This window comes from Caulobacter rhizosphaerae, assembly GCF_010977555.1.
Classification (GTDB): Bacteria; Pseudomonadota; Alphaproteobacteria; order Caulobacterales; family Caulobacteraceae; genus Caulobacter; species Caulobacter rhizosphaerae.
The window spans coordinates 907661-928028 of record NZ_CP048815.1 but is presented as its reverse complement, the minus strand read 5'-3'; the positions used below and the strand labels follow the sequence as shown (position 1 = coordinate 928028).

Below are 20368 nucleotides of genomic sequence, written 5' to 3'. Positions count from 1 at the left end.
TTAGTGGCCGACCGCGCGCAGAACGATGTCGGCGAAACCCTCGGCGGTCGCCGTCCGGTTCCAGTCGCGCTGCAGCTCGCAGGCGATCTGGATCCAACTGACCGGCTTGCCACCGGCCTGGACGACGCGGTCGATGCCGGCGCGGTGGGCCAGCTCCGAGGTGCCGCCCACCGCGTCCACCACCGCGAAGACCTCGAAGCCCTCGGCGAGGGCGTCCAGGGCCGGGAACGCCAGGCAGACCTCGGTCCACAGGGCGACCATGATCAGCTTGTTGCGCCCCGTCGCCTTCACCGCGGCGACGAAGTCCTCGTCCTCCCAGGCGTTGATGGCGGTGCGGTCCAGCGGCCGAACGTCCGGCAGTACGTCGGTGATCGGCGTGATGGTCGGGGTGTTGAGCCCGGTGGCGACGTTCACCGTGGTGAGCACCACGGGCAGGTCGTAGAGCCGAGCGGTCCTGGCCAGATTGACGACGTTGGCGATCAGCAGGCGCTTTTCCATCGTGACGATGGACGAAACCTGCACGGGCTGGAAATCGATGATCAGCAAGGCGGCGTTCTGGGGCGTCAGCAGGGGGTCGGCCAGCGGATCGCGGATGGTCTGGGGCGATGTCATGTCGGGTCCTCGCTCAGGGGTTTCGAGCGACGACAGCTATTTGGCGAGAGGAGACCCCAGGCCCGCGGCGCTCTACTAGGGAGAACGTGGCGTTTGCAAAAGTCCTCACGGGAAACAGCGCCTAGCGCCGCGTCGAAACCAGCTCATAGGTGTCGGCGTCGCGGGCGACCATCCTCACGGGCAGGACCTCCGACACCGAGCGCCCGAACCGCTTGACGTCGCCGGTCTTGAAGACGCCGGTGATGTGCAAGGCCGCGACCTTGGAATCCTTGATGACGATCTGGGCCCGCGTGTAGCGATTCAGCACGCCGACCGCCTCGGACAGCGGCTGGTCGCGAAACTCCACCACGCCCTGCTTCCAGGCCAAGGCGTCATCGAGATTCGCGGGCGTCACCTTGCCCACGCCCCCCGGCTGGGCGGAGAAGGCTTGACCGGGCGAAAGCCTGATTGGCGGCGCGGAGCCGCCTTCCGAGGGCGAGCTCACCAACACGCTTCCCTCGGCCAGCACGACCCGCAAGGCGCCCGACGTCAGCCGCACGTCGAATTGGGTGCCTAGGGCGGTGACCACTCGCCCGGCCGCCTGCACGGCGAAGGGACGGGCGCGATCATGAGCGACGTCGAAGAAGGCATGGCCGTTCAGCAGGCGCACGTCACGCCGGCCTCCCGCGAAGGCGACGTCGACCGCGCTGTCGGCGTCCAGGGTGACGCGCGTGCCATCCGGCAGGTCGACGATGGATCTCTGTCCCGCACCGGTGACGTAGTCGGCGCGCCCGACGGCCGTCAGAGAGGCGGCCTCGTTGAGGGCGACCTGGGTCGGCTTGGCGGCGTGGTCGAACCAGCCTTGCTGGGCGCCAAAGAACAGTGTCACCGACACCGCTGCGACAGCGATCGAGGCTGCGACGAGCTGAGGCCAGAACGGCTTGGCGGCGGGCTCGGGCCCAGCCTTCCTGGCCCCCCGCGCCATGGCGGCGATCAGGTCGCTGTCATCTGCGTCGTCGAAGATATTCCACATCCGTTGCGCCTGGGTCCAGGCGTCGCGGTTCTCCTCGCTCTCCTCCAGCCAAGCCGCGAACTGTTCGCGCTGGGGCGACTGATCGAGATCGTCGCGGGCCAGCCATCGAGCTGCGGCCTGGGCTGGGGTCAGGACGTCGCGGGTCATCGGGCGCCTCCCGCATGCGCCATCAGATGCTCGATGGCGCGAACCATGTGCTTTTCGACGGCGCTGACCGAGAGACCAAGCTGCTTGGCGATGGCCTGATGGCGAAGGCCGTCGATCCGCCGAAGCAGGAAGATCGTCCGCGTGCGTTCGGGCATGGTCATCAGGGCCGCGGCCGCCGCGTTCAGGGCCTGCTTGCCGGCATAGATGCGGGCCGGGTCGAAATCCTGCTCGCCGCGAAGGTCCGGGTCCAGCGGGACGTGCTCGTCGGCGCGTCTGACCGTGCGGCGGCGATGGCGGTCGGCCAGCACGCTGGCGGCGATCTGGAAGATGTAGGCGCTGGCGTGGTCAGCATGGTCGGGCGTGCCGCGCACCGTCAGGCGAAGAAAGACCTCCTGCACCAGATCCTCCACCTCGCCGGCGTTGCGGATCCGGCGGCGAAAATAGGCGCCCAAGGGACTCCGCATCGCCGCGGCCTGCCGGGCGAAGGCGTCCGCGCGCGCGGCGGCGTCGGAAGCGTCGCTCATGGGCCCCTCTCGCGCCATTCCCATCAGAGACTCCGCCATCTGTCCAACGACCAACGGGCGTCAGGTGTCGGAAAGGCAGAACGCAGTCCCGGTGGAAGTCCTCACCTTCGCGGGCGGCGGTGGGGTGAGGATTTTGCGGCGACCTGCGTTCGACCCAGACAGGACGACGCCGACACGGCCGTTCCGCTGGAGCCCCAGCCGCCCCTGACCGCTCTTCCAAGGACATAGCCCATGACCCAGAAAGTGTTCGCCTTCGCCCTGGCCCTTGGCCTGGCGAACCTGGCCACCGCTCATGCCCAGACCAAGCCGACGGTGGTCCTGGTCCATGGCGCCTTCGCCGACAGCAGCAGTTGGAACGGCGTCGTCGCCGACTTGACCCGCGACGGCTATCCCGTCGTGGCCGCCGCCAATCCCCTGCGCGGTCTTGCCAGCGACGCGGCCGCCGTGCGGACGGTGCTCGACGCAATCCCCGGCCCCGTGATCCTGGTCGGCCATTCCTATGGCGGCGCGGTGATCTCGGCCGCCAGCGACGGTGCGGCCAACGTCAAGGCGCTGGTCTATGTCGCGGCCTTCGCCCCCGAGGTCGGCGAGAGCATCTTCGAGCTCTCCGGGAAGTTCCCGGGCAGCACCCTGCCTAGTGCGCTGGAAAGGCCCGTCGATCTACCCGGCGGCGCTCACGACCTATACATCCAGCAGGACAAATTCCCGGTCCAATTCGCCGCCGATGTCCCCCTGGCCCAAGCCAAGCTGATGGCTGTGGCCCAGCGGCCGCTGACCGACGCGGCTGGAGCCGAAAAGGCCGTCGCCAACGGCTGGAAGGCCATCCCGTCGTGGTGGACCTATGGCGAAGCCGATCGCAACATCCCGCCGGCCGCCATGAAATGGATGGCCGAGCGGGCCCGCGCCAAACAGATCGTCATCGTGCCTGGAGCCTCGCACGTCGTGATGATCTCTCACCCCCATGAGGTCGCCAGGCTGATCGAAGCGGCTTCGCATTGATCCGACGCGGCGCTCCACTTGAATGCTGCTGGCGGCATGCATCACCTATGCTGGCGGCATTGCGCCATAAGCCGCCGTTACCTCCTCTCCAGAAACGAGACACTCAGAGGCCAGGCGGTCCGTCGGACGCCGAGGCGTCGAAATTCGCGATCGCCTCGATCTGCTCGGCCACGAGCGCCTGAAACTTCTCGAAGACCGCGTAACAGAGAACACGCGCCTTCGAGGGAAGATGGGCGATCTGTCCACGGCGACCGGCCCATCAGGGTCGATTTCAGAAAGAACCTTCACCGCTGGGGCTTTAGCCGCGTCGCAATTGATCGTCCCGCATCACCAGCTCGATCCTCTCGCCCTGTCGCATGTCCGCGACGAACGATCGCCCCGCGACGCGCACCATGTGGCGGCCGGGCTTGTCCGCCGTCAGCCGGGCCCGCAGCAGCTTCCCGTCCTTCCACCATACGTCGACGCCCAGCCCGCCGCGCGCCCGCAGGCCCGTCAGCTTGCCGTTCGGCCAGGCCGAGGGCAGGGCCGGCAACAGGTGCACGGCGCCGTTGCGGCTTTGCAGCACCATCTCGGTCATGCCGCTGGTCCCGCCGAAATTGCCGTCGATCTGGAACGGCGGATGGGCGTCGAACATGTTGGGATAGGTGCGCTCGGGACTCAGCAGCAGCTTGAGGATGCCATGGGCGTGGTCGCCCTGGCCCAGCCTGGCCCACAGGTTCAGCCGCCAGGCGATGGCCCAGCCGGTGGAAAGGTCGCCGCGGGTCTCCAGCGTCTTGCGGGCCGCCGCCGCGAGATCGGGCGTCAGGTCCAAGGCGATCTGGTCGGACGGGAACAGGCCGTAGAGGTGCGAGACGTGGCGGTGATGGATGTCCATGGCGCCGGCGTCCCAGTCCTCCTGCCATTCCTGAAGCTGGCCCTCCTTGCCGATCTTGTAGGGGGCCAGCCTGTCGCGCGTCGCCGCGAATTCCGCCGCCAGCGGCGCATCGCGCCCGAGGACCCGCGCGGCGGCGATGCAGTTGTCGAACAGGTCGCGAAGGATGGCCTCGTCCATGGTCGGACCCGCGACCAGGGCCGACCCGCGGCCGTGGTTGTTCTCCGGCGAGATCGACGGATTGGTCACCAGCCGGCCGGACTTGGGATCGACCACCAGGGCGTCGAGGAAGAACAGCGCCGCGCCCTTCATCAGCGGATAGACGTCGGCCAGATAGGCCGTGTCGCGGCCGTAGTCGTAGTGGTCCCACAGGTGCTTGCACAGCCACGCGCCGCCGGTCGGCCAGACGCCGTATTCCGCGCCGTCGATCGGCGCCGTCGCCCGCCAAAGGTCGGTGTTGTGGTGGGCGACCCAGCCGCGCGCGCCGTACATCGCCTTGGCCGTTCGCGCGCCGGTGACCGAAAGGTCGCGGACCATCTCGACCAGGGGCTTGACGCATTCGGCCAGGCCGGTGGGCTCGGCGGGCCAGTAGTTCATCTCGGTATTGATGTTGATCGTGAACTTGCTGCCCCAGGGCGGGTTCATGCTGTCGTTCCACAGGCCCTGCAGGTTGGCCGGCTGGCCGCCGCGGCGCGAGCAGGCGATCAGCAGATAGCGGCCGTACTGGAAATAGAGGGCCGCGAGCGCCGGGTCGTCGGTGGTCGGCGACAGGCGGATGCGCTCGTCGGTCGGCCGCAAGGCCGCGCCCGTCGTCCCGAAATCCACGGCCACCTTGCGAAACAGGCGGCGATGGTCGGCCTGATGGTCGGCCAGCAGGACAGGCCACGGCTTGCGCGCGACGCGGGCCAGCCGCGCACGGTTGTCGGCGGCGGGGTCGCCCGAGACGTCATCGAAGCGGCGATAGCTGGTGCCGGCGACGATCAGCAGCAGCACCTCGTCCGCGCCGCGCACGGACAGGCCCTGGTCCTGGGCCAGAACCTTGCCGCCCTTGGCGACGACCTTGACCCGGCAGTCCACCGTCAGGGCGCTGGCGATCCCGTGCTGGCCGGCGTTGCGGCCGCTGAGCACCAGGGTGTCGCCGCCCTCCGCCGCGACCGTCGGCTTCAGGGGGCTGTCGAAGGCCAGGTCCACCGAGATCGCGCCCATCTTGTCGGCCGACAGCCGCACGGCGATCACCTGGTCGGGCGCGCTGGCGATGACCTCCCGCGCGAAGGCCACGCCGCCGTGCGAAAAGCGCGTCCGAGCTGTGGCCGCGTCGAGGTCGAGGTCGCGGACATAGCCTTCGCCGGCGTCCGGCAGGCCCGGGAACGACAGTTTCAGCGCGCCCAGGGTCTGGTAGGGCATCTGCCAGAGCGGCGTGGCCATGAACTTGGCGGCGGCCAGGGCCGAGGCGTCGGCGTACTGGCCCGCGTCGATCAGCCGGCGGATTTCCGGCAAGGCGCCCGCCGCCTGGAGATTGACCGGGTCATAGGGGCCGCCGCCCCACAGGGTGCTCTCGTTGAGCTGCAGTTGCTCGACGGCGGTCCCGCCAAACACCATCGCGCCCAGCCGGCCCGAGCCGACGGGCAGGGCCTGGACCCATTCCCTGGCCGGTTGCCGGTACCAGAGGCGCAGGTCCGTGGCGGCTTCCAATGGAGTCGTTTGGGCCATGCCGGGCAAGGCGGCCATGGCCGAGCCCGCCAGGAAAACGGCGCGGCGGGTCGGGTTGGTCATGGCTGTCACTCCCCGGTCGTCCGCCTCGTTTGGACGGACTGAGCCGGAAATGTCTATCCATGGGAGCGGTATTGTTTGCAAGAGTGAAATTTGTTTCACCCATGATTGCGCCGCCGGGCCTCTTTCAGCGGGGCGTTTCGCTGGCTTGTCCGCGTGGGCAAGCCGGCGAGCACGTCACGCCTACGGGTTCAGCAGCGCCGGATCCCCGCCCCGGGGTGGTGGGTGCTGATGCTGAGCGCCCGCTCGACCGCTCGGCCGCCGAACGGCTGGACGTCGACCACGGCGCGGGTCATCGAGCGGTTGGCATAGCCGTTGCCGGCCGGGACGCGCCGCTGGACGTCGGTCGCGAAGCGCTCGATCCGCGAACGCTCTTAGGTCGGGGCGTTAACTTGGCGAATTGAGCCGCCCCTTTGAATTCAACGGATCCGTGCGCCGTCCTCAGGCGGCCGATAAACGCACAATCTGAAGATGCAGCACCGCAAAACCTGAGCCGACGTTTTCGCCTTCGACTCCCGTTCGGGCGCCGACGTGATCTTCGACTTCGAGATCGGCGGGGTCGGCCATGATCTGTTCGCCGTCCAGAAAAACGTCAACGGTTCGGGCATCGTGGACTACGCCACCTTGGTCACGCACGCGACCAATACCGCCGACGGCGTCGTCATCGACCTGGGCGGCGGCAACACCGTGGTCCTGGCGGGGCTGCACGTCGCCGACCTGTCGGCTTCGCTGTTCATGTTCTACTGAGCGTCGGGGGCGTCGTGTTTTGGCTGGGACCACCGCGCGGCTAGCTATCGTGCGCAAGATGCTCCGCGACAGCCCGGGCGACCCCTTCCAGGCAAAAGAGGCTCTCGCGCGAGGAGCGCCAGGCGCTCGGCCCGAGCAGTTACGGCAGCCCGCCCAGGTTCACGGGCGATGTCGGTCAGCATCGCTGGCCGCTCTTGCCTCTTGAACGCTGGCCGGCAGGCGCGCGCCAGAGCAAAATCGTTGCTATTGTAAATCTGCGGTTTCTCTCTTAAGGCGAGTAGGGAGCTTGAGTGGAGGGGGAACATGCAGATCGACGGAACCAATGGCGACGATGTACTGGTCGGCTCGGACGGCAACGACATCATCCGTGGCATGGCCGGCGACGACTGGATTTCAGGGACTGGCGGGGCCGACGACATCGACCCGGGGGCCGGCGCTGACCACGTGGACGGCGGCGCTGGTGAAGACGTTGTTCACCTGAGTTCCGTCACCAACAGTCACGGTTCCCAATACGACGGCGGCGCGGGAATCGATACGCTCGACCTCAGCGCGACAGGCCCCGATGGCTATCTGCGATGGACGTGGACGTCGTCGACCGATGTCACCGTCGAAGATACAAGAAACTTCAATGACTACAAATCCATTTCCGCCAAGGGTTTCGAAGTTTTCGTCGGAACTAGCGGCTGGGATTCGTTTAATCTGAGAGAGACTCATATTCTTTTGGAAGTTCACGCCGGTGGCGGGGACGACTTTATTGAAGCGTCATACACGAACGCCATCGTCTATGGCGACGACGGCAACGATTACATTTTCATCGGTCCAGAGGGCAAGGTTTTTGGCGGAGCTGGAGACGACAGCATAAATGTCTGGTCCGGCACATACGGATCTACCGATGGCGCCTTTGACGGCGGACCTGGCCAGGATCTTTTGCAGCTATATTCTCCCCTAAACGTAGATCTTTCCGCAGGCACACTGTCGGACAATAATTTCTCGACCCATCTATCTAATATTGAAAATGTGTCGGCCGGCGTGAGCCTATGGACGACAATCTCGGTCATTGGGAATGACAGCAACAACACCTTCAACGTCAATGCGTATACAGACCAAGGCGGCGGAGCCGCCTTTTACGGCCGCGGCGGCGACGACCTGCTGAAAGGCGGGAAAGGCGCTGATCTTCTGGACGGTGGGGCCGGTTTCGACACGGCGAGCTACGAAACGTCACAGGGGGGCGTCACGGTCAGCCTTGCTCGCAGCGGCCAGCAGGACACGGGCGCCGGCGCTGATACGCTCGTCAATGTCGAGGCCCTCAAGGGATCCTCCTACAACGACGTGCTCACGGCCGGGGCGTCCGCAGGCGCCGTTCTGGACGGCGGGGCTGGCGACGACATCCTCTATGCCGGGTCTGGCGCCAGTCGCCTGTCGGGCGGCTTCGGCAACGATCATCTCTACGGCGCCGCGGCCGCCGACGTCTTCGACGGCGGCGACGGGTTCGATCTGGTCCGGTACGACGGCTCCGCCCAGCGCGTGGTGGTCGATCTCACCGCGAACAAGGGCGCGGGGGGTTATGCCGAAGGCGATACCTACACCGCGACCGAGGGCGTCGTCGGAAGCGCGTTCAACGACCTTCTTTTCGGCAACGCGGGAAAGGATCTTCTCTACGGACAATCCGGGGACGACATCCTGAGCGGCGAGCAGGGCTCCGACACGCTGGACGGCGGGGACGGCGGCGACCATCTTTACGGCGGCGCCGGCGCCGACGTTCTGATCGGCGGGGCCGGCTATGATCTGGCGCGATATGACTACGCGTCGAGCGCGATCACCGTCGATCTAGCCCGCGGAGGTTTCTCGGGCGAGGCTTTCGGCGATCAGCTTTCGACGATCGAAGGCCTGGTGGGTTCGGCGTTCGGCGACGCGCTGACCGGCGACGGAGGCGACAACACGCTGTACGGTCAGGCCGGCGACGACGTGCTGCGCGGCAAGGCCGGCGCCGATCTCCTGGACGGCGGCCTTGGCAACGATCATCTCTACGGCGGCGCCGGCGCGGACCTGATCGATGGCGGCCAGGGCTTCGACTTCGCCCGCTTCGATGGCGGGGACGACGGCGCCGTGATCGTCGATCTCAAGAACGGCCTGACCGCCGAGGGCGATCGACTGGTGTCCATCGAAGGTCTGGTGGCCGGCGACGCTGGCGACATCCTGTACGGCGACGATGGCGACAACGTGATCTACGCCCTGGGCGGCGCCGACCGCATCGTCGGCGGAGGCGGCGCCGATCGCCTGTACGGAGGCTCGGGAGCCGACGTTTTCGCTTTCGACTCCCGTTCGGGCGCCGACGTGATCTTCGACTTCGAGATCGGCGGGGCCGGCCATGATCTGTTCGCCGTCCAGACGAACGTCAACGGCTCGGGCATCGTGGACTACGCCACGCTGGTCGCGCACGCGACCAGTACCGCCGACGGCGTCGTCGTCGACCTGGGCGGCGGCAACACCGTGGTCGTGGCGGGTCTGCACGTCGCCGACCTGTCGGCTTCGCTGTTCATGTTCTACTGAACAGGCGCGCCGAGAGATCCCTGGGTTCGCGATCACTATCCTGACCGGGTAGGTCGCCGATCTGCGCGCCATAGGTTCGGGCGCGGCCGGATCGAGACGGAGGCTCCCCCAGGCGCCACGTCGGCCGGAGGGCTGGACGACCCCACAAACTCGCGTCAAGGTAATGTTTGTGCAAGCACCATCTTAAGTATGGTTCATGCTCGACGGCGTGACGTGGCGCTGTTCGTCCAATAACGGCCGGAGCGGTCGCTCTCGGCCAGATCGAGAGTGCGTCGATGCCCAACGCGATTTCACGTACCGATCCCGCCGTTCCGCCCGCCCCGCGCCGGCGCCGGTTTCTTCTGACCACGGCCCTGACCGCGCCGTTGCTGCTGGCCGCGCTCGACGCCCGAGCCGGCGTGGAGATCGCGGGCAGCGTCACGCCTTCGCCGGCGACGTCGCCGACCTGGACCGTGCCGGGCACGCTCACCGTCGGCGATACCGGCTCCGGGTCGATGACCGTCACGGAGGGCGGCGTCGTCACGAGCGGCGCCGGGGTGATCGGTCAGGGCGGAGGCGGCGAGGCCACGGCCACGGTCGTCGTCGACGGAGCCGGCTCACGCTGGGACGTTTCGAACGGTCTGACCGTCGGCATGATTACACCCGGCGCGCTGACCGTCAGCCAGGGCGGGGCGGTCGCGAGCGACTCGGTCCTGGTGGGCTATCGGCTGCAGGACGGAGCCAGGTTGCTGGTCGACGGAGCCGGGTCGTCGCTCACCACGAACCAGCTGACGGTGGGCCTCATTGGCGACGGCGTCGGCGTGGTGCGCAACGGCGGCGGCTTGCTCACCGCCCAGAGCACGGTCGGCGTGGGCGCCTTCGGCCAGGGTTCGGCGGTGATGGCGGTGTCGGGCGCCGGCTCGCACTGGGCCAATACCGGCGATCTCATCGTCGGCCGCGAAGCCTCGGGCGAGGTGGTGATCGATCAGGGGGCTTCCCTCACCAGCGGTCGAACCCTCCTCGGCGTGATGCAACGCGGCCGAGGCGTGGTGAGGGTGATTGGGACCGGATCCACGTGGGAGAACACCGGAGGTCTCCAGGTCGGCGTCGAGGGTGTGGGCGTCGGTCTCGGAGGCGAAGGCGGACTGGAGGTCCTGGACGGCGGCCACGTGGTGACCCAAGGCGATACGGTCGCGGGCCTGCAGGCTCGCGCTCTGGGTACCCTGACGGTTTCGGGCCCTGACTCCAGTTGGATCAACCGCGGAGCCTTGGTTCTGGGCCAGGACGGCAGGGGCTATCTGAGGATCAACGGCGGCGGCATGGTCGAAACCGGCGACACCATCGTTGGCCTGAACAGCGGCGCGAACGGTCTTCAGCCCGGCACCTCGACCGGCGACGGGCAGCCGAACATCAGCGTTTCGGGTGTCGGCGCCCGCCTGACCATGGGCGACCTCGTCCTCGGCGCAGCGGGACACGGCAGCATGAGCCTCGAAGCCCATACCTCTACCGTCGCTGAGAGCGCGATTCTCGGCAGGGATGTCGGCGGGGTGGGCCGGATAGCCGTCATCGGTCCTGGAGCATCCTTCGACGTCGCCGGCGCGCTCACCATCGGCCAATCGGGTCGAGGCGATTTGATCGTTGGCGAGGGCGGCGAGGTGACCGTCGGGGCGGGTCAGGGCGACGTTTATGTGGGTGACGGCGGAGGATCTGGCGGCGTCACCGTCGGATGGCTGTCGGGTAGCGAAGCAAGGGCGCCCGGAGCGTTGAAGGCTGCGCGCCTGATCTTCGGCGCAACGGCCGGGTCGGTCGACAACCGACTCGACTTCAATCACTCCGGCGCGAACTACGTATTCTCCGCCGCCATGAGCGGCGTGGCCACGATCCGCCACCAGGCCGGTGAAACGATCTTCACGGGCGACAGCCGGTTGTTCGGCGGCGTGACCTTGCTGAACGGCGGGACGCTGCAGGTCGACGGCGCGCTGGGCGGCACGCTGTCGGTGCTCGGCGACGGGCGCCTGCGGGGCTCCGGCTCCGTCGGCACGCTCTCCGTCGCCGGCGTGGTGGCGCCCGGCGCCTCGATCGGCACGCTGACCGTCAGCGGCGCCTACGCCCAATTGTCCGGCTCGATCTACGAGCTGGAACTGACCTCGGCCGGGGCCAGCGACCGCATCCTCGTCGGCGGCGCGGCGACCATCGCGCCCGGCTCGATCCTCCAGGTGACCAGGACCGATCCCGGCCCATACCGCCCGGGCACGCGCTACACGGTGCTGTCGGCCGCCGACGGCGTGACCGGGACCTACACCCTGACCGGCGACGTGGCCAATCCCAGCTATTTCCTCGGCTTGCGGGCCGCCTACGACGCCAACAATGTCTATCTGGACGTGGTGCAGTCGCGCAGCTTCGCCTCGGTGGGCGCGACGGCGAACCAGAGCGCCGTGGGTGCGGCGCTGGACGGCCTGCCCGCGAGCAGCGCGCTGGCCGCGGCCGCGCTGATGCTGCCGGACGAGACCTCGGCCCAGGTCGCACTGGACCAACTGGCCGGGACCGGTCGCGCCTCGGCCAAGGCCGTGCTGGTCGCCGACAGCCGCTTCCCGCGCCAGGCGGCGCTCGCTCGCCTGCGCGACGGCGGCGAGGGGGCGGCCGTCTGGGGCGACGTGTTCGGGACTCGGGGCGCGTTCGACGGCGGCGACGAGGCGACGACGCTGAAGCGCGACCTGGGCGGCGTGCTGTTCGGGATCGACGCCCCGATCGGCGGCTGGCGCCTGGGCGTCCTGGCCGGCTACGGGCGATCCGACGCCAAGGCCCGCGATCGCTCCTATGCGACCGAGAGCGACGACTACCACCTGGGCGTCTATGGCGGCCGCGCGACTGGGCCGCTGGCCTTCCGGGCCGGCGCGGCCCTGGCCTGGCACGACCTGAGCGCCAGGCGAGCCGTGGCCTTCAGCGGCTTTTCCGACACCCTGGTCAGCGAGGGCGACGCCCGCACGGCCCAGGCGTTCGGCGAGGTCGGCTACCGCATCCCCGCCGGGACCTTCGGCAAGGGCGCGGCCACCCTCGAGCCGTTCGCCGCCCTGGCCTATGTGTCCCTCGACGCCGACGGCGCGGCGGAGACGGGCGGAGGGGCGGCTTTGACCAGCCTGGACGACAAGACCAACGTCACCTTCGCCACGCTCGGCGCGCATCTGGCGTCCGACTTCGACCTCGGGCCGGGCCGGGCCCTGACCGGGCGGGGAACCCTGGCCTGGCGCCATGCCTCGGGCGACGTAGACCCGACCGCGACGGCGGCCTTCACCGCGGGCGGCCCGGCCTTCACGGTCACCGGCCTCCCCATCGAGAAGGACGCCCTGGTGGTCGAGGTCGGCCTCTCGGCGGAAGTTTCCGCGCGCGTGCGCCTGAGCCTGTCCTACGACGGCCAGTTCGCCGACAAGTCCACCGACCAGTCGCTGCGCGGCGGCGTGAGCCTCCGGTTCTGACGCGGCTTACCGCGCCTCCGCGTTGGCGACGATCCGATGTTCCGGGATGTTCCCCCGGCTTGCTGGGGAACAAGGCGCCCGCATCGCGCGCGGCCGCCTTGCCATGCTCTTCGTGGGCGGAAGGTGGCCGGCTCCCCGACATTGGGGGACGATGTAGGAGCCGGCCGTGTCCCGACGCGGTCAGGACACCCCCAGCCTGCGCCGGGGGTGTTTCTCAGGTCAGAAGAAACGTGGTTGATCTGGCGGCGCTCAATCCGGAGGCCCGACGGGACCGCAGGCGCTCACCGCGGCAGCGCCGCCGCGTCTCGGGAGCAGGAGGTCGCGACCGACGGTTTCGGCAGGACCTCCGCGCTAGTGATCGGGCCGTCGCCTGCCGCGGAGATAAGGTTGGGCGCCGTCACGCCTGCCGATCGGCGCGAACAGGCGCCTGTGCAGCGTGGCGGCGGGGGACGTCGCCGAGCGGAGGCGCCAGATATAAAAATAGTTGCATCAGTAAAATTCCTGAATAATCTGGAGCCAAGTCGACTTGGTGGCTTCCGTCGACGACAGGCCGCAAGAGCGTCGCCTGAAAGCTGGGACAGTCCATCGAACGCCGGCGCGGAACGTCAAGGGCTGCGGCGTGAGCGCGCTTGTCGCGTTAATTGTCTGATTTATCCTTTTCTTTTGAACTCGGACTGACCTGCCGCTGACCACCTAGACAACTTTTCGGCGCCGCCGATTAAATAGAACAGTTTCAAATATCTATTTGGCGAGCGCGTCTTTCCAAACCTGCTCCGGTCAGAACTGCAGCGCCCGCAGGGCGCCACCGGTGTCAGCGACATTGGGTCCCACCCCGGAATCCTGAGCATATTTGTCTGAGGAATTAACTTGCTAATTTACGGCGATGAGGTACGTCGATAAATGCGATGACAGCGTTGCCATTCCATGGCCGGTCTGTGCGCTAAGCGCCGCCCAGAGAGCGGCGAACCCCTGGCGGGCGATGGGAGGGATGGAAAATGCTTTGCCGCAGCGGTCGTCGATGAACGTGACTGAACACCGCCCGACGACGCCGCCCTGCCCCCTAGCGTCGATCTCGCCGCCCCAGCGGCATGGAGTTGTTATGACCCTTTGGAATTCGTCCTGCCGGCGCCGGACGCCGCGTGTCACAGCCGGCTTGGCGGCGCTGGTCCTGGCCCTCGCCGGCGGGGCGGCGACGGCCGCCGAAACGCCGCAAGCCAATCCCGTTCCGCGCATCGTGACGCGTGACGGCCGTCACGCCCTGTTCGTCGACGGCGCGCCGTTCCTGATGCTGGGCGCCCAGGTCAACAACAGCAGCAACTATCCAGACATGCTTCCGGAGGTCTGGCCGACGATCAAGCGCATCCACGCCAACACCGTCGAGGTCCCGGTCGCCTGGGAGCAGATCGAGCCCGTCGAGGGTCAGTTCGACTTCTCGTTCGTCGACACGCTGGTGGAGCAGGCCCGCGCCAACAAGGTGCGGCTGGTGCTGCTGTGGTTCGGCACCTGGAAGAACACCGGGCCCAGCTACACCCCGGAATGGGTCAAGCTGGACGGCAAGCGCTTCCCGCGGATGATCACCGCCAGCGGCCAGCCCCACTATGTGCTGTCGCCGCATAGCCGCACCACCCTGGAGGCCGACAAGCGCGCCTTCGTCAAGCTGATGGAGCACATCCGCCAGATCGACCCGCAGAACACGATCATCATGATCCAGCCGGAAAACGAGGTCGGTTCCTACGGCAGCGTCCGGGACTTCTCGCCCGCGGCCCAGAAGCTGTTCGACGGCCCCGTTCCGGCCGCCCTGCTCAAGCGCCTGGGCAAGTCGCCGGGAAGCTGGAAGGCCGTGTTCGGGACCGACGCCGACGAATATTTCAACGCCTGGTCGATCGCCGCCTATGTCGAGGAGATCGCCAAGGCCGGCAAGGCGGTCAAGCCGCTGCCGATGTACATGAACGCCGCCCTGGCCTCGGCGTTCGGCCGGCAGCCGGCCACGACCTACGCCAGCGGCGGCCCCGTGCATCACGTGATCGATGTCTACAAGGCCGCCGCGCCGTCGATCGACCTGGTCGCGCCCGACATCTATGTCCGCGACCATGCGGCGTACCTGGCCTATCTGGACTTTTACGCCAGGCCCGACAACGCGCTCTTCGTGCCTGAAACCGGCAACGACACCGAGTTCGCGCGCTATTTCTTCGCGACCATCGGCAAGGGCGCGATCGGGTTCTCGCCGTTCGGCATGGACGACACCGGCTATTACAACTACCCGCTCGGGGCCAAGGACTTCGACGAGTCCAAGGCCAAGCTGTTCGCCCGCAACTACACCCTGTTCGAGCCGATGGCGCGCGAGTGGGCGGCCCTGGCGTTCGCGGGCAAGACCTGGGGCGTCTCCGAGCCGACTGACCCCAAGGCCAACCACACCCAGGTGATGGAGCTCGGCCCCTATCGCGCCATCGCCACCTTCGGCCAATGGCAGTTCGGCGGGGACAAGCCGACCGGCAATCCCCAGCCCGTGGGCGGCGCCGCGATCGCCGAGCTGGGACCGGGCGACTACCTGCTGACCGGTTTCAACACCCGCGTGAAGTTCGAGCCGTCCAAGCCCGAAAGCGGCCAGATGCTCCGCGTCGAGGAGGGTCGGTTCGAGAACGGGAAATGGATCTTCCGGCGGGTCTGGAACGGCGACCAGACCGACAATGGCCTCAACCTCGTCGATCGCCAGCAGGTCCTGCGGATCAAGTTCGGGGCCGCCCAGGGCGCGGCGATCATTCCGGTCGGCAATCCGAACTGACCCTCGGCGAAGCCCTGAACAGGGGCGTGAGAAGCACAAGCGGTGAAGCGGTTTGGGCTTCCACCCATGAAGGAGGCGGGGAGACAGATGAAGACGGTTTGGGCTTCCAAGGCGATGGCCATTCTGTTGGCGGCCGCGGCGCCGGTAGCGGCGAGCGCCAAGGCCGTGATCGTCGAGCGCATCAAGGTCCACGGCGCGGCCCTGGAGGGCAATCTCGAAGGCGAGGCGACCGACCGGGACGTCGTGGTCTATCTCCCGCCCGGCTACGCCGCCGACAAGGCGCGCCGCTATCCGGTCGTCTATGCGCTGCATGGCTACGGCCTGACCGCCGACGGGTTCGCGGGATTGCTCCAGACCCCGCGGACCGCCGAGAGCGCCTTCGCCGCGGGCGCGCCCGGCATGATCGTCGTCCTGCCCGACACCCAGACCCTGCACAATGGCTCGATGTATTCGAGCTCGGTGACGACGGGCGACTGGGAAGGGTTCCTGACCCGCGACCTGATCGCCTATGTCGACGCTCACTACCGCACCCTTCCGGATCGCCGGAGCCGCGGCCTGGCCGGCCACTCGATGGGCGGCTACGGCGTCGCGCGGATCGGCATGAAATATCCCGAGACCTTCGGCGCCCTGTACATCATGAGCCCGTGCTGCCTTTCGGCCCGAGAGGCGCCGCCCGCGGAGACCGCCGCGGTGGTCGAGGGCGTCACGACCCGGGAGGCGGCGGCCAGGCTCGACTTCCTCCCGCGCGCCACCTTCGCGGTCGCCGCCGCCTGGTCGCCGAACCCGAAGAAGCCGCCCTTCTATGTCGATCTGCCGACATCGAACGGCGTCGAAGACCGGTCGGTGCTGGCCCGCTGGGCCGCCAACGCGCCCCTGAGCATGCTGGACCAGTACGTCTTCAACCTCAGGCGCTACCAGGCGATCGCCATCGACGTGGGCGATCGGGACGGGCTGCGCGTCGACGCCGCGGCCCTGCACGAGCGCATGGAGGCGTTCGGCGTCAGGAACACCTTCGAGATCTACAGCGGCGATCACGGCAGCGCCGTCGCCAGCCGCTTCCAGAGCAACGTGCTCCCGTTCTTCGGGCGCGTGCTTCATTCGGACGGCCAATAGAACCGCTTTGCGAACAGTTGAGAACGTTGGGGAGTGAACATGGTGACCTTGAACAAGCGAACCTTCCTGGGCGTCCCGGCGCTGGCGGCGCTGGGCCTGGCCGGAGCCGCGCAGGCCAAGGACGCGCCGTCCGCGGACGCCTGCGCCAAGCTGCCGGCGCCCGACTATCGGCTGCCGATCACCAAGGGCCCGTTCGGTCCGGAACCCGGCTCCCTGAAGACCTATCAAGCGCCGGACTGGTTCCGTGACGCCAAGTTCGGGATCTGGGCGCACTGGGGGCCACAGGCCGTGCCGCGCCAGGGCGACTGGTACGCACGGTACATGTACGTTCCCGGCCATCCACACTACGACCACCACCTGAAGACCTACGGCCAGCCTTCCAAGGTCGGCTACAAGGACATCATTCCGCTGTGGACGGCGGAGAAGTTCGATCCCGAAGCGCTGATGGACAAGTACGCCGCCGCCGGCGCCAAGTACTTCGTCAGCATGGGCGTGCACCACGACAACTTCGACCTCTGGAACTCCAAGCACCACCGCTGGAACGCCGCGGCCATGGGGCCCAAGCGCGACATCGTCGGCGCGTGGAAGGCGGCCGCGCGCAAGCGCAAGCTGCGGTTCGGGGTGTCGGAGCACCTGGGGGCCAGCCATAACTGGTATCACCCCAGCCATCTCTACAACCAGACCTGGCCCGAGAACGGCGTGGCCTACGACGGCGCCGACCCGCGGTACGCCGACCTCTACCACCCGCCGCACAACGAGCCTTACCGGGGCAGCGGCGACACCTGGTACACCAAGGATCCGAGCTTCCATCAGATCTGGTTCGACCGCATCCGTGACCTGCTCGACACCTACGAGCCGGACTTGCTGTACTCGGACGGCGGGCTGCCGTTCGGCGTGGTCGGGCGAAGCCTGGTCGCGCACATGTACAACAGCAGCATCGCCCGCGGCGGCAAGCTCGAGGCCGTGTACAATTGCAAGGACCTGGGTTCGGGCGAATTCCACAAGGAATGGGCGGTCCAGGACGTCGAGCGCGGGGTCCTGAACGGCATCAATCCGCTGCCGTGGCAGACCGACACCTCCAACGGCGACTGGTTCTACAGCGACGGCTTCAAATACAAGACCACGTCGGAAGTGATCGCCATGCTGGCCGACATCGTCAGCAAGAACGGCAACCTGCTGCTGAACGTCGTGCTGTATCCGGACGGCAGCCTGCCGCCGGAGTCGCAGCTTCTGCTGGAAGAGCTGGCGCCGTGGATGGCGGTGAACGCCGAAGCCATCCACGGGACGCGACCGTGGAAGCTGTTCGGCGAGGGGCCGACCGAAGCCGCGAGCGGCGCGTTCCAGGAGGGTGCGGCCTACACCGCGCGGGACATCAGGTTCACGACCAAGGGCGATACGCTCTACGCGATCACGCTGGGAGAGCCGTCGGGGTCCACCGAGATCACGGCGCTGGCCGCGAACAATCCCCATGAGCGTCGGCGCGTCCGGCGGGTGGAGATGCTGGGTGTCCGCGGGCCGCTCAAGTTCCGCCAGGGCCCCGCCGCGCTGTCGATCGACGTCCCGGCGCGCGCGGCGACGCGGCATGCCAGCGTCTTCAAGATCAGCTTCGCCTGAGGCGCCGAACGGCGCGTCACGGCCATTCCACAACCCGACCAGGACTTGAGATTCATGGGACATCGCTCCGCCCGCTTGGCCGGCGTCACCCTGGCGCTGATGCTGGCGACCGGCCTCTCGCCGGTCGTCCAGCCGTCGCCCGCCCGGGCGCAAAGCGCGGCGGGCCATCCCGACTGGCCGGGCAAGGGCCAACTGTTCGTCGGCGCCTGCTACCAGCCCATCGACCGGTCGCCCGAGCAGATCCGCCAGGACATCGCGATCATGAAGGCGGCCGGGTTCAACCTGGTCCGCATGGGCGACCTATCGTGGGACTCCTTCGAGCCGGAGGAAGGCCGCTTCACCTTCGAATGGTTCGACCAGGTGATCGCCCAGATGCACGCGGCCGGGATCAGGGTGATCGTCGACATTCCGGGCCAGCCGGCCCCGATCTGGCTGCACAAGCGCTATCCCGGCGTCGACCTGATCAACCAGGACGGCGTTAGGCTGAACGCGGCGACGCGCTACTGGGACAACATCAGCGACCCCGATTACCGCCGCCTGGCCAAGCGGCTCGGGCAGAAGATGATGGAGCGCTACGCCCACAATCCCGCGGTGATCGCCGTCGGATACGACAACGAGATCGGCAACGGCCAGGTCTCCTATTCCGCCGCGGATCGCGAGCGCTTCGTGGCCTGGCTGCAGAAGAAATACGGGACGATCGAAGCCCTCAACAAGGCCTGGGCGACGCAGCGCTGGTCGCGCCGGATCGCCAGCTGGGACCAGGTCGACCTGCCCTATATCCGCGGCCCTGGGCCCAACGAGCGCTATCTGGACCTGCGCCGGTACTGGTCCGACGACGCGATCGGCGCGCTCAAGGACCTGGAGTCCGCGCGCAAGCAGTACGCCCCCAACCTTCCCGTGGCGTCGAATTTCTGGCCGACCGCCGGGACCAAGGGCTTCGACTATCTGCGGTCATGGGACCAGGTCTCGACCTATGGCGCCCAGGGCTTCTATCCCGGCGACGCGCTGGGCGCGGGCTTCGAGGTCATGATGAACAGGGCCGCGCACGAGACGCCGGTCTGGTTCAACGAATTCACGGCCGGCGGCGGCGGCTTCTATGGCGATCCTGGACGATCGCGCATGTGGGCCTATTTCGGGCTGCTCTACTATGGCCAGACCTTCCTGGCCTGGACGTTCAATTCCCATATCGGCGGCGAGGAGCAGGCGCTGTTCGGCCTGGTCGATCATGACGGCCGCCCGTCCTGGAAGGTCGACGAGTTCGGGCGGATCGCCAGCGAGTTCCAGACCCTCAAGACCCTCGGCTTCCCGCGCGACCGCCAGCCCCAGGTCGCGGTGAACTATTCGTTCGACACGATGTGGCTGACCAATCCGCCGCCAGGTCCCAACACGATTCAGGAGTACTTCAAGGGCAACTACACCGAGCAGGTGAAGGCCGCCTACCAGCCGCTGTTCGAGGACAATATCGACGCGGCGGTGATCGACTTCGGACACGACCGGCTCGACAAGTACAAGCTGATCGTCCTGTCGAGCGCCTATGTGATGGACGCCCAGACCGCCGCGGCGGTCCGCAAATACGTCGCCGATGGCGGCACGGTCGTCATGACGGGCTATTCGGCGAAGGTCGACGAAACGGGCAAATGGTTCGAGACGCCGTTGCCGGGACGCCTGGCCGACGTGTTCGGCCTGCGCACCAACGCCTTCTATCGGCATTGGGAGCCGCTGAAGGTCCGGTTCAACGGCGAAACCCTGACCGGCGGCGACAGCTACTATGAAGTGCTCGAGCTTGGCGCCGCCAAGCCCCTGGCGGTATTCGAAAACACGCCGGAGAAGAGCGCCGCCGTTTCGATCAACCACTTCGGCAAGGGCCAGGCCATCTATCTCGCCACCGCGGCCCAGCCCGGCCTGATCGGTCCCTTGCTGCGGTCGCTCTATCCCAAGCTCGGAATCGAGCGCGGCCCGCAGACGCCGAAGGGCGTCGTCGCGCGCGTGGTCGAGGGGCGGACGATGTACGTCAACACCAACAACGCCCCCGCGACCGTGACCTTCTCAGGCTCCAGATCGAGCGCGCTCACGCACCAGACCTATGCGGGAAAGATCGACCTCAAACCCTACGGCGTCGAGTTGCTGCAGTAGCGGCGTCGTCGGCGCCCCATCGCCGTCTCAGCTTCCGAATTC

Annotated in this window: 12 protein-coding genes and 1 pseudogene; 8 read left to right on the top strand and 5 right to left on the bottom strand. The window is 67.6% G+C overall.

Going from position 1 to position 20368, the window contains the following annotated elements:
* The 3 genes from G3M57_RS04270 to G3M57_RS04260 all read right to left on the bottom strand — a co-directional run bounded on the left by G3M57_RS04270 (position 1) and on the right by G3M57_RS04260 (position 2295).
* The gene (locus G3M57_RS04270; RefSeq protein WP_163228954.1) at positions 1–612 is read right to left on the bottom strand and encodes a hydrolase; all 612 of its coding nucleotides are present in this window, start codon (positions 610–612) and stop codon (positions 1–3) included.
* Between the two features lie 121 nt (positions 613–733).
* Positions 734–1771 (bottom strand): FecR family protein, encoded by a 1038-nt coding sequence (locus G3M57_RS04265; protein ID WP_163228952.1) that lies wholly within the window; start codon positions 1769–1771, stop codon positions 734–736.
* Positions 1768–2295 (bottom strand): RNA polymerase sigma factor, encoded by a 528-nt coding sequence (locus G3M57_RS04260; RefSeq protein WP_163228950.1) that lies wholly within the window; start codon positions 2293–2295, stop codon positions 1768–1770. The genes G3M57_RS04265 and G3M57_RS04260 overlap by 4 nt, the downstream gene beginning before the upstream one ends.
* Before the next feature lie 231 nt (positions 2296–2526).
* Between G3M57_RS04260 and G3M57_RS04255 the strand changes: the two genes are divergently transcribed.
* Positions 2527–3294 (top strand): alpha/beta fold hydrolase, encoded by a 768-nt coding sequence (locus G3M57_RS04255; RefSeq protein WP_163228948.1) that lies wholly within the window; start codon positions 2527–2529, stop codon positions 3292–3294.
* Between the two features lie 298 nt (positions 3295–3592).
* Here G3M57_RS04255 and G3M57_RS04250 read toward each other — a convergent pair whose 3' ends face one another.
* A complete protein-coding gene (locus G3M57_RS04250; protein ID WP_163228946.1) occupies positions 3593–5938 on the bottom strand; it encodes a glycoside hydrolase family 95 protein in 2346 nt (781 codons plus the stop codon).
* A gap of 180 nt (positions 5939–6118) precedes the next feature.
* Positions 6119–6303 (bottom strand): annotated as a pseudogene (locus G3M57_RS27870) (hypothetical protein); the annotation flags it as partial.
* A gap of 163 nt (positions 6304–6466) precedes the next feature.
* On the opposite strand from G3M57_RS27870, the gene G3M57_RS04245 reads away from it, so the two are divergent.
* From G3M57_RS04245 to G3M57_RS04215, 7 genes are all read left to right on the top strand, one after another.
* The gene (locus tag G3M57_RS04245; protein ID WP_163228944.1) at positions 6467–6682 is read left to right on the top strand and encodes a hypothetical protein; all 216 of its coding nucleotides are present in this window, start codon (positions 6467–6469) and stop codon (positions 6680–6682) included.
* Positions 6683–6985: 303 nt separating this feature from the next.
* Positions 6986–9232, top strand: coding sequence for a calcium-binding protein (locus tag G3M57_RS04240; protein WP_163228941.1), 2247 nt, complete (start codon positions 6986–6988; stop codon positions 9230–9232).
* A gap of 275 nt (positions 9233–9507) precedes the next feature.
* Positions 9508–12684 (top strand): autotransporter domain-containing protein, encoded by a 3177-nt coding sequence (locus tag G3M57_RS04235; protein ID WP_163228939.1) that lies wholly within the window; start codon positions 9508–9510, stop codon positions 12682–12684.
* A gap of 1099 nt (positions 12685–13783) precedes the next feature.
* Positions 13784–15466: a DUF5597 domain-containing protein gene (locus G3M57_RS04230; RefSeq protein ID WP_163228937.1), complete on the top strand. Its 1683-nt coding sequence runs from the start codon at positions 13784–13786 to the stop codon at positions 15464–15466.
* Positions 15467–15553: 87 nt separating this feature from the next.
* Positions 15554–16579, top strand: coding sequence for an alpha/beta hydrolase (locus G3M57_RS04225; RefSeq protein WP_163228935.1), 1026 nt, complete (start codon positions 15554–15556; stop codon positions 16577–16579).
* Positions 16580–16618: 39 nt separating this feature from the next.
* Positions 16619–18193: an alpha-L-fucosidase gene (locus G3M57_RS04220; protein WP_163228933.1), complete on the top strand. Its 1575-nt coding sequence runs from the start codon at positions 16619–16621 to the stop codon at positions 18191–18193.
* A gap of 54 nt (positions 18194–18247) precedes the next feature.
* Positions 18248–20326, top strand: a complete 2079-nt coding sequence (locus tag G3M57_RS04215; RefSeq protein WP_163228931.1) for a beta-galactosidase — start codon at positions 18248–18250, stop codon at positions 20324–20326.
* Positions 20327–20368: the final 42 nt, after the last annotated feature.